Raw genomic sequence first — 15,659 nt, 5'->3', positions numbered from 1 at the left:
GCATTTATTTAAATTTTCTGTTTATGATGAAAACCAAGTAAGGCTTCAATCTCTTCAATCGTGATGCGTCTGACAAGTGCTTGCTCTTCTACTGATAGGCGATTGGTATGCTCTTTTATCATGGTATGTATGCTGCGAGAGATTTCGGATGTCGTGGCGTAATACATCTGTGGTTGCTCTTTCGTTAGTCTCATCAGAAACTTGTTGATGATCTTACGTTTCTCTTCGGGTGCGTTTTCTTCAGTCATATTATTCTCCTAGGAATAAATCATGTAGGCAGTCAGGCTTATGGTTAGAATAACGCAGATAAGTATCGTCAATCTATAGTGATATTGATACGTTAATATAGTTGGTGGGGATGACGATGTAGCGGATTTATATGGATTTGGCTATAACAGACATTTAAGTGAGATATTTAACATACCTTGTACCGTATATCATATTTTAAAATATTATAGTTCAGACTGAGCTGATAAGTGTATTAGTACAATTAGGGAGTCGAAAACATGTCAAATCCGCAATTAGATAGTTTAACAAAGAAGCCAACAGATAAAGAAGCGGTGTTGGTACTATTTTATAATGATTTGCGTATAGACGATAATGCAACCTTAGCAAAAGCAGCAATGCTGGCCCAAGACAACCATAGGCAGCTGTTACTTGTTTATACAGATGCGTTGGCGGATAGCATTGGTCAGACACATAAGAGTCAAGCTTATGACTTCGATCAAATAGGCGATGCTCGTCAGCAGTTCTTATCTGAGAGTCTGTCTGATTTGGATGAATCGCTACAGCGTCTTGGCAATAGATTATTGCATCTAACGCCGCATACATCATCGGCCACATTGGATACCTTTACGCAGCTATGTCAGCTTATCGAGCAGCAGCATGTCACTGATATATGTGTCAGTAAAACGGCAGATTATAACCAAAACCAAGCCTACAGTATCTTGAAACGTAAGTACCCACAGGTACGCTGGCATGAGCAAGTAACTAATACGTTGTTTGCGTCTTTACCAATGGAGGCGTTACCCAAAAGCTTCACGCAGTTTCGTAAACAAGTCGAATCAGAGCATGATTTACTAAATGCCGAAACAGACGTAGTTATTAGTCCAGCGCCAGAATCTCTATCACCCATGCCAGACAATTTGATAAATGGTATAGCAGATAGCCATTCGTTATTCTTCAACAAAGATCATCTGGATGTACAACTGCCCTCTGAGTTTAAAGGTGGCGAAGCTAATGCCACCGGCCATCTGAATAACTATTTTAATTCTGATGCGCCTAGTACGTATAAAACCACACGCAATGCGCTGGATGACTGGACACATTCTACTAAATTTTCTGCGTGGCTCGCGAACGGCACACTCTCGGTCAACATGCTGCTGAACCGCTTGCGTCATTACGAGCGTGAAGTGGTGGCCAATGAGTCTACTTACTGGATATGGTTTGAGCTACTGTGGCGTGAGTATTTTTATTGGTATGCCATGACCCATCAGCAGAAGCTATTTTGGTTTAAAGGTATTGCCCAACAGTCACCAACGACAGGGTTCGATAAAGGGCGTCTGGAGCAGTGGAAAGAGGGGAATACACCGTATCCTATCGTCAATGCTTGTATGAATCAGTTAAAGCAAACGGGCTATATGTCTAATCGTGGCAGACAAATAGTTGCCAGTTGTTTCATCCATGAGTTGGGTTTGGACTGGCGTTATGGGGCAACTCATTTCGAGCAGTATCTTATTGATTATGACGTTGCTAGCAATTGGGGTAATTGGCAATATCTGGCGGGAGTGGGTGCTGATCCAAGAGGCTGCCGACAGTTTAATTTGGCCAAACAAACTCAGCAATATGATCCGAGTGGTAGCTTTATTCATAAATGGCAAGCTGATAATACTGATAATTATGTACTGAGCTCACCTTAAATTTACTGATGAGCTTAAGGCATTTTTTCATAGCTTTTCTCGCTCAGTATGTCCTAAGTATTTCAAAAATAAGAAGCGACCATATGGGTGGCTTTTTTATTTCTGAAAACTATTTTTCAATACAATATAGTCAAAAAACTCTAAAATGGGTACAGGGCAGCCGACTGCAGATTTTACAAGTAGTACATCTAAGGAGGGTAACACCGTAGCGGTTTAGTAGTTCACCGACTATAGCTGGCTAAGTACGTTGCTTAACAAATAACATTCATATAAAATGAATCTTTAAGATCGGCTTTATTAATACTTTCTAAGAAGATCACTATGCAATCTATTAACCTACCCAGTAAGCCGCCAAGCTCGCCACACCCAATTCTTAATTTGAGTTTTCGTCTGTTCTTTAGTGCGGCTGCATTATTCGCGGTAGTCACGATGGTGTTATGGGCTTTTGTATTCACTGGGCATACAGATATCGACGCGCAGGTATTAAACCCTTTGTATTGGCACGGCCATGAGATGATTTATGGTTATGCGTTGGCAGTGGTCGCAGGGTTTTTACTGACAGCGGTCAAGACTTGGACAGGGGTGATGATGCCACACGGCTACAAATTGCTGGTTATCTTTGTCTGTTGGTTGCTAGCACGGCTTAGCTGGTTGGCTTTTGGGATGGGTGTAGTGGTGGCAGGTAATAGCGCATCTTTGTTGTACGTCGCCGCAGTGTTTGACTTTTTGTTTATCGCCTCAATGGCCTTCGCTATTTTCCGAGCAGTATGGCAAGTAAAGCAATATAAGCAGATGGGCATCTTAGCAAAATTGGCATTATTAATGTTAGGCAATGGACTCTGCTATTGGGGCATTATCAATGCAGACATGAGCATCATGAAGACAGGCATGTATCTGGGGTTTTATCTAATCATTGGTTTAGTATTGACCATTGGTCGCCGCGTGGTACCATTCTTTATTGAACGAGGTCTTAGTACGACTAACGCTAAAGGCATTGCAGAAACCATTACCTTACATAATAGTAAAGTACAAGATATTGCAAGCTTATTATTATTTTTAGCCTTTTTTATCGTTGATTTGTTTTATCCTCATCCATATTTACTGACTGTAACGGCGCTCGGTGTGGCAATCGTTAATATCATTCGTTTGGTAGGTTGGTATCATCGCGGTATTTGGCAAAAGCCATTGCTTTGGTCGTTATATATTGCGTTTTTAGGCATGTGTTTGAGTTTTATCTTATACGCACTACAACCATGGTTGGGTTATTCTCATAGTTTGGCGGTACATGGGCTCGCGATTTCGGGTATTGGCATGATGACGGTAGCGATGATGACACGGGTATCGCTTGGGCATACTGGACGCAGCATTCATAATCCACCCAAAACGACAACTTTGATGTATGGTTTGATGGTTTTGGTGTTTGCCAGTCGCGTGCTTTTGCCTTTGATAGATATGAGCCATTACTTAGTATGGATTATGATTGCTCAAGGTGCATGGATTGCCTGCTTTGTGTTATTTTGCATCAGCTACGTACCGATGCTGGCACGCCCTAGACCGGATGGCTTATTTGGTTAAGTAGCTAGTGGTTAAGCAGCTAGTGGTTAAATGATTAATAATGAGAATTAGAATGGGAGTGTTCGTAAATGCGATTGACCAATTATAGTGATTATGCACTGCGCTCATTGATTTATCTGGCGGTCAAACCGGAGCCGCACACGCTCGCTAATATCAGTGACATTGCCAACAGCTATGATATTTCCAAAAGCCACTTGACCAAGGTTATTCACCAGCTGGGTCAGCTAGGATATATAGAAAGTGTGCGTGGTAAAAATGGAGGCATACGACTGGCACGTGTACCTAAGGAGGTTAACCTGGGTGTGTTGATTAAACAAATAGAGCCTGATTTTGATTTGGTAGAATGCTTTGCCGTACCAGTGAGTAAGGATAAAGGCTCTCAATCAAAAGATTTGCCAGTTACCTTCATCGAGGAAAAGACAGATAAACCGATAGGCTGCGTGATTACGCCAGTATGCCAACTCAAAAGTGTATTCTCTGAAGCATTAAGGGCTTTTATTACTGTCCTTGAGCGCTATACATTGGCAGATATTATCAATAATGAAGATGAGCTGGCGACCTTGCTGTTTCGATAATAGTTTTGGTAATGGTGTGGATAATTATTTAGGGCGTATCATCAATTAGCCTATTTATAGGTAATGATGACACGCCCTAACGGTATATTTTTTTATATTGAGCTAATTATATTAATGATGGGTAGTTTAGTTGCTAAGCTGCTCTACCTTACGCGAGCCTTGTGGCTGAATAGGGCGGTTATTACCTTCGTATAAATCAGACATAATCTTAAACTGATCGCTAGTCAATGTTAAAGGTTGCTTATTGACATACCATTGGACTTTTTCTGAACAAGGCGGTGTTGTTAGCGAGCCGCTATAATGATAGAAAGTAGCCATGACAGGTGTTAAGGTGGATAAATCAACATCATTAGCCGTAAATTCGTCATCATTTTGGGTGGTGATTTCAGTCCCGTCTAGCAACACGTGCAGCATGCTATTGGCCTCACCAATTTTCAGCATGACACCTACTACCGCAAGATTGCCTTCGCTATTAGCGTGAACGAAATGAATCTCGCCTGGATAGTTTTGACTACCGAATTGATGTTCGCTTGGCGTATGGTAATGAAATTGCTTCAGTACATAGCGTTCATTGTCTAAGATAATAGCGTTATTTTCGGTCGTCGGTGTATAAACAACAGTATGGCCATTGTCATGAATTCGAACGTCAGTAGATTTAGCATAATCCATAACGGGCATGGCGGCGCTACTGGAAGTCACTTTCGTAATATTGATAGGCGACTGTTGTTTTCCAGTTTTACAAGTACTAGCACCTTCGACGTCACCCCAATATTCAGTACCTGTACTACCTTCGTATGACCACTTAGGATGATGGCTACTGTGGTTATCTTGCGATGCCATTACGGCCACACTAGTGTCAGTCAGCTGTTCTTTTGAAGCTTGATGTTGAGAGATGCAGGCAGAAAAACTGAGGGTGCTTACTGCTATGGTAGCAAATGCTAAATAATGACGATTCATATTATAGTCCTGAATAAAGCTATAGTGTTATAGTTCCTTAAAAATCAAATAGATACGGCGTAAAAATTGTATGCCACAATTATATAAAGCTTATAGTTGATTTTCTTGTATTAAGATTATTATGTGTTATCTGAAAGTAGGATTTTATAACAGATTTATGTTTACTTAGCAAATAGTGACATTAAATCAGAAGTAATCTCCTAAAAAAAGCCACCAAAATGGCAGCTTCTTCTTTGAGGAATAAATTCGTTCTAGTCCATTTGGGTGGTTTTCGATTGGAATGATGACCTACCTAGCCTGTTTTTTAACTTTTAACTGTGAGCAGCTAAGCATTTTCTAACTTAGGACGAGCCTTATTAATCGCTTTCAATAGTGCCTTTTCAAACTGGCCTTCTTTAAACTGGACCAAATATGAATGCGCCGCGCAAAAGTTCTGAGTGTCACGCCATTCATGGGCGAGATTGGCAGCCCAGTCACAGTATTCCTTGCCAGCACTTGGTTCGTTTTTCAGTGCTTTTTTGGTCGTAGGATGTAGTATCAGCTCAGGCAATATCGCCTCTAGTAATTTAGTTGGCGGACTCATAAAAGTATCATCCACGTGCAAGCTTTTGCTGGCGGGGTGATAGGCCAATAATGAACCGGCATGAATCATCTCATTAGGCGAAATATAGTAGACGCCTTCTGACATAGAGAATTCAAGTTCAGGATAGCGTTCAGCGACCGCATCACTCTCGACCAAGTCATCTGCCCATTGTACTTCTGATATTTTTTTATGATGTCGGCTACTGCCGTAAAAAGTTGCCTTTGGGAAGTCTTTTGCCATTTGTGCACAATGTACCGTGTGAAATGGGTGTACGTTCAGTACAGCCTCGACATTTTCCCCATTATTGGTCAATGCCATCACTTCGTCTCGAACGTCACCTGTTAAGGCATAACTGTCCAAAAAGATAAAGCGTCCTGATGCGAGCTTTATTAGCGAGCATTGCGTACCGATATTTATTACACCACCAATGCGAAATGATCCACGTATGTTCCAAAAACCCGATCCTAAATCATGAATTTTATCGCTCATCAATTGCTTCCTTAAATGATTAATTATTAAATTTATAAGATTGTTTTTATATAGCTATTTTATATAGCGCTTCATGATTATGGCAATTCGATCACTCAAAGTCTGTTACAAAGGTGAAACTTTGATTAGGGTGTGTCCTGATTTCAAAAATGGAGATAAAAATGAGGTAAATTGCCGTCAAACGAGAAAAATAGTGTAGATAATATCGAGATATTGACTAACTACTTGACGATGTTTGGCAAAATTTAGACATTTTTAGCCCAGTTAGGTGAATGTCATTTGAATTGAGGACATGCCCTAACGTTGTTATTAATGGCGTTTTTTGTTTGTATTAGGTTTTGATATCAGCACATGTGATTGGCTGTGATACCATAATGTGCTTGTCGTTACAAACCTAAAGCAATTATCATTGCTGACGTTTATATGGTTAATTCAACTTAACAGTGGTATAAGGCAACCGAGCGCAGAGGTAGATATCATCCCTCAAGCGAAGTTGACGCTGTAACCCTTTTATAGTGAATTAACTCTATTTTAATTCTATCACTCACGTCAGCCACATGACGCCTAATATAGTCAGCATCCTTGTGAACAATACTGTCAGTCAGACTCAAAATAACGCCCCATTGCTATCTCCTCAAACCAGTTCACCATCGTGGGTACTAAAGCTCACAATTGGCTTGATTGGTATGTTTGCTTTTTTGCAGGTGTACTCTATTCAAGCCGTGCTACCTGTCTTAATGGTGGACTTTTCGGCGACCGAAGTGCAAGCAGGTATGATCGTTGGCGCGACGATAATGGCGATTGCTATTATGTCGCCATTTTTAGGCATGCTCTCTGATGCAGTGGGGCGCAAACCATTTATCGTTGGGGCGCTGTTGTTTTTAGCGATACCCACGGCGTTAATCGCGCAGAGTCCGAGTATTGGTTGGCTAGGGCTATGGCGATTTATGCAGGGATTGTCAGTGCCGGGTATTACGGTCGTGACGATTGCTTATATCGGTGAGGAGTTTGAAGGGCGAGCAGTAACGGATCTGATGTCATTCTATGTGTCAGGCTGTGTATTAGGCGGGTTCCTTGGTCGGTTTTTGCTCGGGCATTTACACGAGCTCATTGGCTGGCGTGCTGGGTATTATGTGATGGCAGGAATGACGCTGGTCGGTGCGATGTGGGTTGGAAAAATGCTACCGTCATCACAGCAATTCGTGGCCAATCCCAACTTTCGAGCAGCGATACAGACGCTTGGAGAACATTTGACCAACCGTTATGTCGTGACGGCCTGTCTGCTTGGGGCGTGTGTGTTGTTCTCGCTAGTGGGCTGTTTTACCTTTATTAATCTACATCTGGCCAATACGCCTTATGAGCTGAGTACAGGTGCACTGGCCAATATTTTTGCGGTTTATCTGATAGGGGTCGTCATTACACCCTTATCGACCAACCTGTTACGTCGATTCGGATCAGCACGCACCGTTCGGGTCGCTATTTTTATCTCTATGATAGGCGTGTTGTTGACACTTGTGACGCCATTATGGGGCGTGGTGGTAGGGCTTGCTATCATGTCCTCCGGTGTATTCGTTACCCAAGCGGCGACTATTAGTTATATCGCGGTCAACGTGAAGAAAGGCCGCTCACTCGCATCGGGTTTATATTATCTGGGCTATTATACGGGTGGGACATTAGGGGCATGGCTGTGCGGCATCGTCTATGCGCGTGGGCAGTGGTCGCTAACGGTATGGCTGCTAGTGTTTGTACAGGTTTTAGCATTGCTCGTTGCCAGTTTTGGTATGGTAAAGACAAAAACACGTGCCGCTTAATATAAAGGCTAACAATCTAAGTGATGTTAACCTAAAGTCTACTAATCTAAGGGCTAATAATCTAAAGGCTCGCTAACATAACGTGATAAGGCGTGAAACCAGAATAAACGAACGCTCAGTGTCATGGTGTTTACGTGTGTATACTTTACATGGTATGGGTTTTTTCTTACTATCGATGACGGCGTTTTTAAAATACTATTAGTAATAATAGAACAACAGCAGTGGCTGCTCATAACAATATAATTTATTAAAATGTTTTAAAAATGCGAGTCGTTAACGCTTTATCTCTGACCAACAAGGAAGTCAATTTTATGTCAAATATTTATAATAGTGCACCGTCCGCTTACGATTACCCACTATTGGTAAAGCAGTTATTAAACCGTGCGAAGACGGTATCATTAGATCAAGAAATCGTTTATGCAGATAAAAAACGCTTCACTTATAAAGAGCTGTTTAGTCGTATCAATCGTTTGGCCAACGTTTTAGCTGATTTAAAGCTTGATGCTGGTGATGTGGTGGCAGTGATGGATTGGGACAGTCATCGTTATCTGGAGTCGTACTTTGCGGTACCGATGTCAGAGTATATTCTGCAAACTGTTAACATCCGCCTGTCACCAGACAAAATCCTCTACACCATCAATCATGCCAAGCCTAAAGTACTGATGCTGAACTCTGAGTTTGCGCCGTTGGTCAAAGACTATCAGTTTGAAAATTCCAGCATTGAGCACATCATTTGGCTCGATGACAATGGCGTGACGTCCGAAGGTGTTTTTGGTGGTAGTCAAAATCGTGTGAAAGGTGAGTATGAAGCATTACTAGCAGCTGCCAATAGCGAGTTTGAGTTTCCTGACTTTGATGAAAATACTATTGCCACGACTTTTTATACGTCAGGTACAACGGGCGATCCAAAAGGCGTATTCTTTAGCCATCGTCAATTGGTATTGCACAGTTTGGCGGAAGCCGCGACTTTAGGTATGCTGCCTGATAAGCAGGGTGTTAGCTATGGTGATGTCTATATGCCGATGACGCCGATGTTCCATGTACATGCGTGGGGCTTTCCGTTCACCGCAACGATGGTGGGTCTAAAGCAAGTATATCCAGGACGCTATGCCCCTGACAGCTTGCTCGATTTGATTATTAATGAAAAAGTCAGTATCACCCACTGCGTACCAACGATTTTACAGATGGTGCTCAAAGAAGCACAGGATCGCGGTGCGAGCTTTAACGGTCTAAAAATGATCATCGGTGGCTCACGATTGACAGAAGGCTTGGCAAAAATAGCCATGAGCCAAGGTATCGAAGTTTATACTGGTTATGGCATGTCAGAAACTGCGCCACTTATTAGCTTGACCGAATTTAGTCTTAATGAGCCTGAGATGTCTGATGATGAAGATATTGCGCGCCGTTGTATGACTGGTAAGCCTGTGCTGATGGTCGATGCCCAAGTGTGGGGCACAGACAACAAATCGGTTGGCACCGGTAAAGAAAATACAGGCGAGTTGGTATTGCGGGCACCTTGGCTGACCCAAAGCTACTTGAAAAATGAGGATGCAGGTAAGGAGCTATGGGAAAATGGCTACATGCATACCCAAGATATCGCTTACATACGTCCTGATGGTTGTATTGGCATTACCGATCGCCTAAAAGATGTGATCAAATCAGGTGGTGAGTGGATATCATCATTGGAGATTGAGACCATTTTATCATTGCATCCAGCCGTGGCAGATGTGTCAGTTATTGGTGTTCGTGACAAACAGTGGGGTGAGCGTCCATTGGCCTTGATAGTTCTAAAACCTGATGCGCAAGACACGAATGTGGATGATATCAAAGCCATTGCTGAAAAAGCCGTGGAGCGAGGTATGATTCCTAAGTATGGCGTGCCCAGTCAGTTTAAGTTTGTGGATGATCTGCCAAAAACCTCCGTTGGTAAACATGATAAAAAAGTCATGCGTAAGATGTATGCTGATCAGACCGAAGTATAATTTTATGTAGTTGACCTTTATCATTAGCTCTGCTACATTTTAAACCGATACATAATGTATCGGTTTTTTAGTTTTGGCAAGGACAGCCAGTATTGTATTATGAGAATATGCAATAAGAGCTTATAGCAATTTCCAAAAAGTAGGATTAGCGGTGTCAAACTTGTTTAGTCTACGACAGGTAGTACTTGCACTCGTTTTTCTTGCGACTCTAATTTTTGTGAATGGTATTATATTATAAAGTAGTATCTTATTACTCATCGTTTACGCTAAGGACAGCCATTATGAGCGAGCAAGCCACCAATAAAAGTACTAATCAAAGCAGCAATCACGTCTCCATTCAAAACTCTCAAGCGCCATCCGATACCACTCAGAACTTTGCTGATATCTATCATGACTCCATTAATAATCGTGAGCAGTTTTGGGCTGAGCAAGCCAAGCGTATCTACTGGCATAAAGAGCCTGAGCAAATCCTTGATGACAGTAATCTGCCATTCGCTAAGTGGTTCGTCGGCGGTGATACCAATCTTTGTTATAACTGTGTGGATCGTCACCTCGAAGAGCGCGCAGAGCAGGACGCATTTATCTGGTTATCATCAGAAATCAATCAAGAATTAATCGAAACCTTTCCTGCCGTCGTTGATTCGTTTAAAGATCTGGGCAACAACGTTGAGTTTTATACAGACTATACCAAGCGCCGTTTGACTTACAACGACTTATATAAAGAAGTTAATTACTTCGCTGACGTGCTACAGCGTCATGGTATCGGCAAGGGTGATCGCGTCATTATTTATATGCCGATGATTCTGGAAGCAGCTTATGCGATGTTGGCTTGTGCTCGTATCGGTGCAGTACATTCAGTCGTGTTTGGTGGGTTTGCTGCACATAACTTGGCTATCCGTATGGATGATGCTGAAGCAAAAATGGTCATCACAGTGGATGCAGGTTTGCGCGGTGGTAAGGTCATTAACTATAAAAACCTCGTCAATCAAGGGGTCGAGCAAGCCAACGTTAAGCCTGAGTATGTGCTAGTCGTCAACCGAGGTGTATTGCCATTTGCACCACAAGATATCGATGTGGACTATGCGACTGAGCGCCGTGTCAGTTGTGAAGCCAACGCGATTGTTGAGCCTGTTTGGCTTGAGTCCAATACGCCATCGTATCTTCTCTATACTTCAGGTACGACGGGTACGCCAAAAGGTGTGCAACGCGATACAGGTGGACATGCCGTAGCACTGACGACATCGATGGATTATATTTATGATGGCAAGGCTGGAGAGACGTTTTGGGCGATATCTGATATTGGCTGGGCCGTTGGACACTCTTATACGATCTATGCGCCATTGCTAGCTGGCATGACCAGTGTCATGTATGAAGGCTTACCACATCGACCAAATCCAGGTATCTGGTGGCGGATTGTCGAGGCCAATAAGGTCAATATTTTGTTCACCGCACCGACTGGTGTGCGGATGCTCAAAAAACAGGATGAAGCTTGGATGACACGCTACGATGTCTCAAGCGTTAAATCGTTCTTTTTGGCAGGTGAGCCACTCGATGAGTCAACCGCCAATTGGCTAACTAAGCATCTAGGCGTTCCTATTTTAGATCACTATTGGCAGACAGAGTCTGGTTGGCCTATTCTAAGTAATACGCCAAAGTTTAATCATAAACCGCACAAGCAAGGCTCGCCTGGTTATCCAATGTATGGCTATGATGCGCACGTTATCAATGAAGAAACAGGTGAGCCCTGTTCTGCTGGCGAAAAAGGATTGCTAGCGATTAGTGCCCCATTACCACCGGGTTGTCTCACTACCGTATGGCGTAACGACGAGCGCTTTATCAGTAGCTATTTTGGCTTGTTTGATGGACAACAATACTCAACGTCTGACTATGCCGTAACTGATGAGGATGGGTATTTCTATATCTTAGGACGCACAGACGATGTGATTAACGTCGCTGGTCATCGCATTGGTACGCAAGAGATTGAAGAGGCGATCAGTATGCATCCAGAGATGGCAGAGTGTGCAGTGGTGGGTATTCAGGATGAGTTAAAAGGGGAGTTGCCCATTGCGTTCTGTGTACTGAGAGACCATGAGCAGGTGGCAACGACTGAAAATCGGTTCCGTATTGAGCAGCAAATCATCGGTGCCGTGGTCAAATCCCTTGGTGGTATTGCAAGGCCTGCAGCCATTTATTTCCCGCAAGCGTTGCCAAAAACACGCTCTGGAAAAATATTACGCCGTGCCATTCGTGCGTTGGCAGAAGGGAATGAAACAGGGGATATGTCGACACTCGATAATCCAGCTGCGATTGATGCAATTAAGCAGTCTATGAAAGATTATTAATCAATGCGGAATGTGACTTTATTGATTGCTGACCAATAACGACATTCGATTTTGTAAAAAGCTCATGAATCATCATGGGCTTTTTTGTACGAATCACAAAAATTAGAGTAGCAAAGAAAACAAGTGCAAGTACTACATACTGTAGATTAAACCGATTTGACACTGCTAATTGTAGTTTTCGGGGATTGGTATCAGGTTTAAGTTTTCATAATATTTACTGATAAATACAACCTAACATAAAAGTTTAATAAAGCGCTTGACCCTAAAATTGATTTATTGTTATAGTCAATAACGATACATAATAAATCATTTTAAAATTATCAAGTTTGGTGGTTATTGATGAATTCTTAATTATTTATCAATACAAAATATAGTTTGTTCAATATAGTTTGGATACAGGAAGCAGAGTGAAGTTACTACAAATAGTAGACTAAGCGAGGCTGACACCGTAGCCAATTTATAGAGGGTTGATTATACCGTCACATGGTAGTTTCGCAAAAAAGATAAGGATATCTTATGCACCACGTTCAGCAACTCATCAATGGTCAATTCGTCGATTCTAATACCAGCGAATGGATTGATATCACCGATCCCGCCACACAAGAAGTCATCGCAAAAGTTCCACAAACGACCGACGATGAAATTAACCAAGCAGTTGCCGCTGCCCAGACCGCTTTCCAAACGTGGCGTAAAACACCTATCACCACACGTGCCCGTATCTTTTTAAGATATCAAGCATTGATACGCGAGCATATGGATGAGCTAGCAGGGATTTTGACCGCTGAACAAGGCAAAACGATTGCAGATGCTCGCGGTGACGTATTCCGTGGTCTAGAAGTGGTCGAGCATGCAGCAGGTATTGCAAATTTACAGATTGGTGACTTCGTTGAAAACGTCGCATCAGGCGTTGATACTTACAGTATCTGGCAGCCATTAGGGGTTTGTGCAGGTATCACGCCGTTCAACTTCCCAGCGATGATTCCACTATGGATGTTCCCAATGGCGATTGCTACGGGTAACACCTTTATTCTTAAGCCGTCTGAGCAAGACCCGATGGTCACCATGCGTTTGGTTGAACTAGCGATTGAAGCGGGCGTACCTGAAGGCGTGCTAAACGTCGTACATGGCGGAAAAGCTACCGTCGATGCTATTTGTGACCATCCTGATATCAAAGCCGTTTCTTTCGTCGGTTCTACCGCTGTTGGCAAACACGTCTATGAGCGTGCCAGTCAATCTGGTAAGCGTGCCCAGTGCATGATGGGTGCAAAAAATCACGGTGTTATCTTACCGGATGCTAATAAAGAACAAACGCTTAATCAGCTAGCAGGCGCAGCATTTGGTGCTGCCGGTCAGCGTTGTATGGCACTGTCAGTGGTGGTGTTGGTCGGTACTGCAGGTGAGTGGATTGATGACATTAAAGCCAAAGCAGAAAAACTAGTTGTATCAGCAGGTAAGCATGATAAAGATCTAGGCCCACTGATTTCTCCTACTGCAAAAGCCCGTGTCGAGCATTTGATTGGTACTGGGGTAGAAGAAGGTGCCAGTTTGATTTTGGATGGTCGTGGCATTACCGTTGAAGGATATGAAAAAGGTAACTTCGTTGGCCCAACTATCTTTGATAACGTCACAAGTGACATGCAAATTTATCAGCAGGAAATATTTGGGCCAGTACTGTGCATCATGCGTGCAGCCGACCTTGATGAAGCGATTGAGATGCTCAATGCCAATCCACATGGTAATGGCACGGCGATATTTACTCAGTCAGGTGCTGCTGCACATAAATTCCAACAAGACATTCAAGTCGGTCAGATTGGCATTAACTTACCGATTCCTGTGCCACTACCAATGTTCTCATTCTCAGGTTCACGTGCTAGTAAGCTTGGTGATCTTGGTCCGTATGGTAAGCAAGCCGTGCAGTTTTATACTCAAACCAAAACTGTTACTGCGCGTTGGTTTGATGATGAAGCGAGCCGCGGCGTCAATACTACCATTTCAATTTAATCGTTCGTTCGATATGTTTGTGGTATAGCGATGGTTCTGCTTAGGGCATATTTCAGCCAAGCCTGATCTTATGATTGTCGTTATACCGTTGCTATACTGTATAGCCAACGCTTTATGAACAATATTAGACTGACGATTTATAAAACTCTCTACACCATATTTGCTATGCAAGCACAAGGATGACCTCATGGATTTTTCATTGACCGACGACCAAATTGCCTTCCGCCAAACCGCTCGGCAGTTTGCCCAAAAAGAGCTAAAACCACATGCAGCAGAATGGGATCGCACCTCGTATTTCCCAGTCGATGTCATCAAAAAATCAGGCGAGCTCGGATTTTTAGGATTGTATACCAATCCAGAATATGATGGTTTGGGATTACCACGCTTGGACTCTGCCATGGTATTTGAAGAGCTTGCATGGGGTGATACTGCCGTTGCGGCCTATATGAGTATTCATAACATGACTGCTTGGATGATCGGTGAATATGGTAGCGATGCTTTGTGTCAGAAATATTTACCCAATATGGTGAGTGGAGAGTGGTTGGGGAGTTATTGCTTAACGGAACCCAATGCTGGCTCTGATGCAGCTTCTCTGCGTACCAAAGCGGATAAGCAAGGCGAGCATTATGTACTAACGGGAGAAAAAACATTCATTTCAGGCGCAGGGTCTACCGATGTGTTAGTCGTCATGGCACGTACAGGCGGCGCAGGCGCAAAGGGCGTTTCGGCTTTTGTGGTAGATGCGAATAGTGCTGGTATCGAATATGGCAAAAACGAGCATAAAATGGGCTGGAAAGCGCAGCCAACACGCACGATTAGCTTTAAAGATGTGAAAGTTCCAGTAGGAAATTTGATAGGTGATGAGGGTCAAGGCTTTCGTATTGCGATGAAAGGTTTAGATGGTGGTCGTATCAATATTGGTATTTGTGCGGTTGGTACGGCGCAGTCCGCATTAGAGACAGCGACCAATTATGTGCAAGAGCGTAGCCAATTCGGCAGCCAGATTGCTAATTTACAATCGGTACAGTTCAAACTTGCTGATATGCTGACCCAAACCATTAGCGCGCGACAAATGCTTTATCTAGCAGCGAGCAAAGTCGATAACAATGATGTTCAAGCGTCTACCTACTGCGCAATGGCCAAGCGTTTATCCACTGACCTGTGCTTCGATGTCGCCAATGAGGCTCTACAGCTACACGGTGGTTATGGCTATCTAAATGAGTATCCACTTGAGCGCCATGTACGAGATTTGCGTGTGCATCAGATTTTGGAAGGTACCAATGAGATTATGCGAGTGATTGTCTCGCGTCAGCTATTACAGGACGATGCGTTGGATCAATTACGTTAATTGTATTAGGGTATTTTCTCAATCTAATTGAAGACACGCCCTAACGGCTAACCGATCAAACATACCAAATTCAGATA

At 43.0% G+C, this 15,659-nt stretch carries 11 protein-coding genes; 8 read left to right on the top strand and 3 right to left on the bottom strand.

From position 1 onward, the window contains the following. Window positions 1-8: 8 nt before the first annotated feature. Window positions 9-248: a hypothetical protein gene (locus I6E61_RS04810; protein WP_197130636.1), complete on the bottom strand. Its 240-nt coding sequence runs from the start codon at window positions 246-248 to the stop codon at window positions 9-11. A gap of 258 nt (window positions 249-506) precedes the next feature. Here I6E61_RS04810 and I6E61_RS04805 point away from each other — a divergent pair, with 258 nt between their 5' ends. From I6E61_RS04805 to I6E61_RS04795, 3 genes are all read left to right on the top strand, one after another. Beyond that, window positions 507-1,919 (top strand): DASH family cryptochrome, encoded by a 1,413-nt coding sequence (locus I6E61_RS04805; RefSeq protein WP_197130633.1) that lies wholly within the window; start codon window positions 507-509, stop codon window positions 1,917-1,919. A gap of 321 nt (window positions 1,920-2,240) precedes the next feature. Then, window positions 2,241-3,494, top strand: coding sequence for an NnrS family protein (locus tag I6E61_RS04800; protein WP_197130631.1), 1,254 nt, complete (start codon window positions 2,241-2,243; stop codon window positions 3,492-3,494). 68 nt (window positions 3,495-3,562) lie between these two features. Further along, window positions 3,563-4,069: an Rrf2 family transcriptional regulator gene (locus I6E61_RS04795; protein ID WP_197130628.1), complete on the top strand. Its 507-nt coding sequence runs from the start codon at window positions 3,563-3,565 to the stop codon at window positions 4,067-4,069. A gap of 126 nt (window positions 4,070-4,195) precedes the next feature. Here I6E61_RS04795 and I6E61_RS04790 read toward each other — a convergent pair whose 3' ends face one another. Both I6E61_RS04790 and I6E61_RS04785 read right to left on the bottom strand, forming a co-directional pair. Beyond that, window positions 4,196-5,026, bottom strand: a complete 831-nt coding sequence (locus tag I6E61_RS04790; protein WP_197130625.1) for a carbonic anhydrase — start codon at window positions 5,024-5,026, stop codon at window positions 4,196-4,198. Between the two features lie 325 nt (window positions 5,027-5,351). After that, window positions 5,352-6,098, bottom strand: coding sequence for a hypothetical protein (locus tag I6E61_RS04785; RefSeq protein WP_197130623.1), 747 nt, complete (start codon window positions 6,096-6,098; stop codon window positions 5,352-5,354). 557 nt (window positions 6,099-6,655) lie between these two features. Between I6E61_RS04785 and I6E61_RS04780 the strand changes: the two genes are divergently transcribed. From I6E61_RS04780 to I6E61_RS04760, 5 genes are all read left to right on the top strand, one after another. After that, window positions 6,656-7,909, top strand: a complete 1,254-nt coding sequence (locus I6E61_RS04780) for an MFS transporter (protein WP_227685676.1) — start codon at window positions 6,656-6,658, stop codon at window positions 7,907-7,909. Between the two features lie 311 nt (window positions 7,910-8,220). Then, the gene (locus tag I6E61_RS04775; protein WP_197130620.1) at window positions 8,221-9,891 is read left to right on the top strand and encodes a fatty acid--CoA ligase; all 1,671 of its coding nucleotides are present in this window, start codon (window positions 8,221-8,223) and stop codon (window positions 9,889-9,891) included. Between the two features lie 281 nt (window positions 9,892-10,172). Next, window positions 10,173-12,233 (top strand): propionate--CoA ligase, encoded by a 2,061-nt coding sequence (locus I6E61_RS04770; RefSeq protein WP_227685675.1) that lies wholly within the window; start codon window positions 10,173-10,175, stop codon window positions 12,231-12,233. Between the two features lie 516 nt (window positions 12,234-12,749). Then, the gene (locus tag I6E61_RS04765; protein WP_197130617.1) at window positions 12,750-14,234 is read left to right on the top strand and encodes a CoA-acylating methylmalonate-semialdehyde dehydrogenase; all 1,485 of its coding nucleotides are present in this window, start codon (window positions 12,750-12,752) and stop codon (window positions 14,232-14,234) included. A 187-nt stretch (window positions 14,235-14,421) separates the two neighbouring features. Further along, on the top strand, window positions 14,422-15,582 hold the full coding sequence (locus tag I6E61_RS04760) for an acyl-CoA dehydrogenase family protein (RefSeq protein ID WP_197130614.1): 1,161 nt from the start codon (window positions 14,422-14,424) through the stop codon (window positions 15,580-15,582). Window positions 15,583-15,659: the final 77 nt, after the last annotated feature.

Origin of the sequence: Psychrobacter sp. NZS113 (assembly GCF_015864825.1) — a bacterium.
In the GTDB taxonomy this organism is placed as follows: domain Bacteria; phylum Pseudomonadota; class Gammaproteobacteria; order Pseudomonadales; family Moraxellaceae; genus Psychrobacter.
Note: the sequence above shows the minus strand (reverse complement) of the source record. Positions and strands in the feature narration are given on the sequence as shown.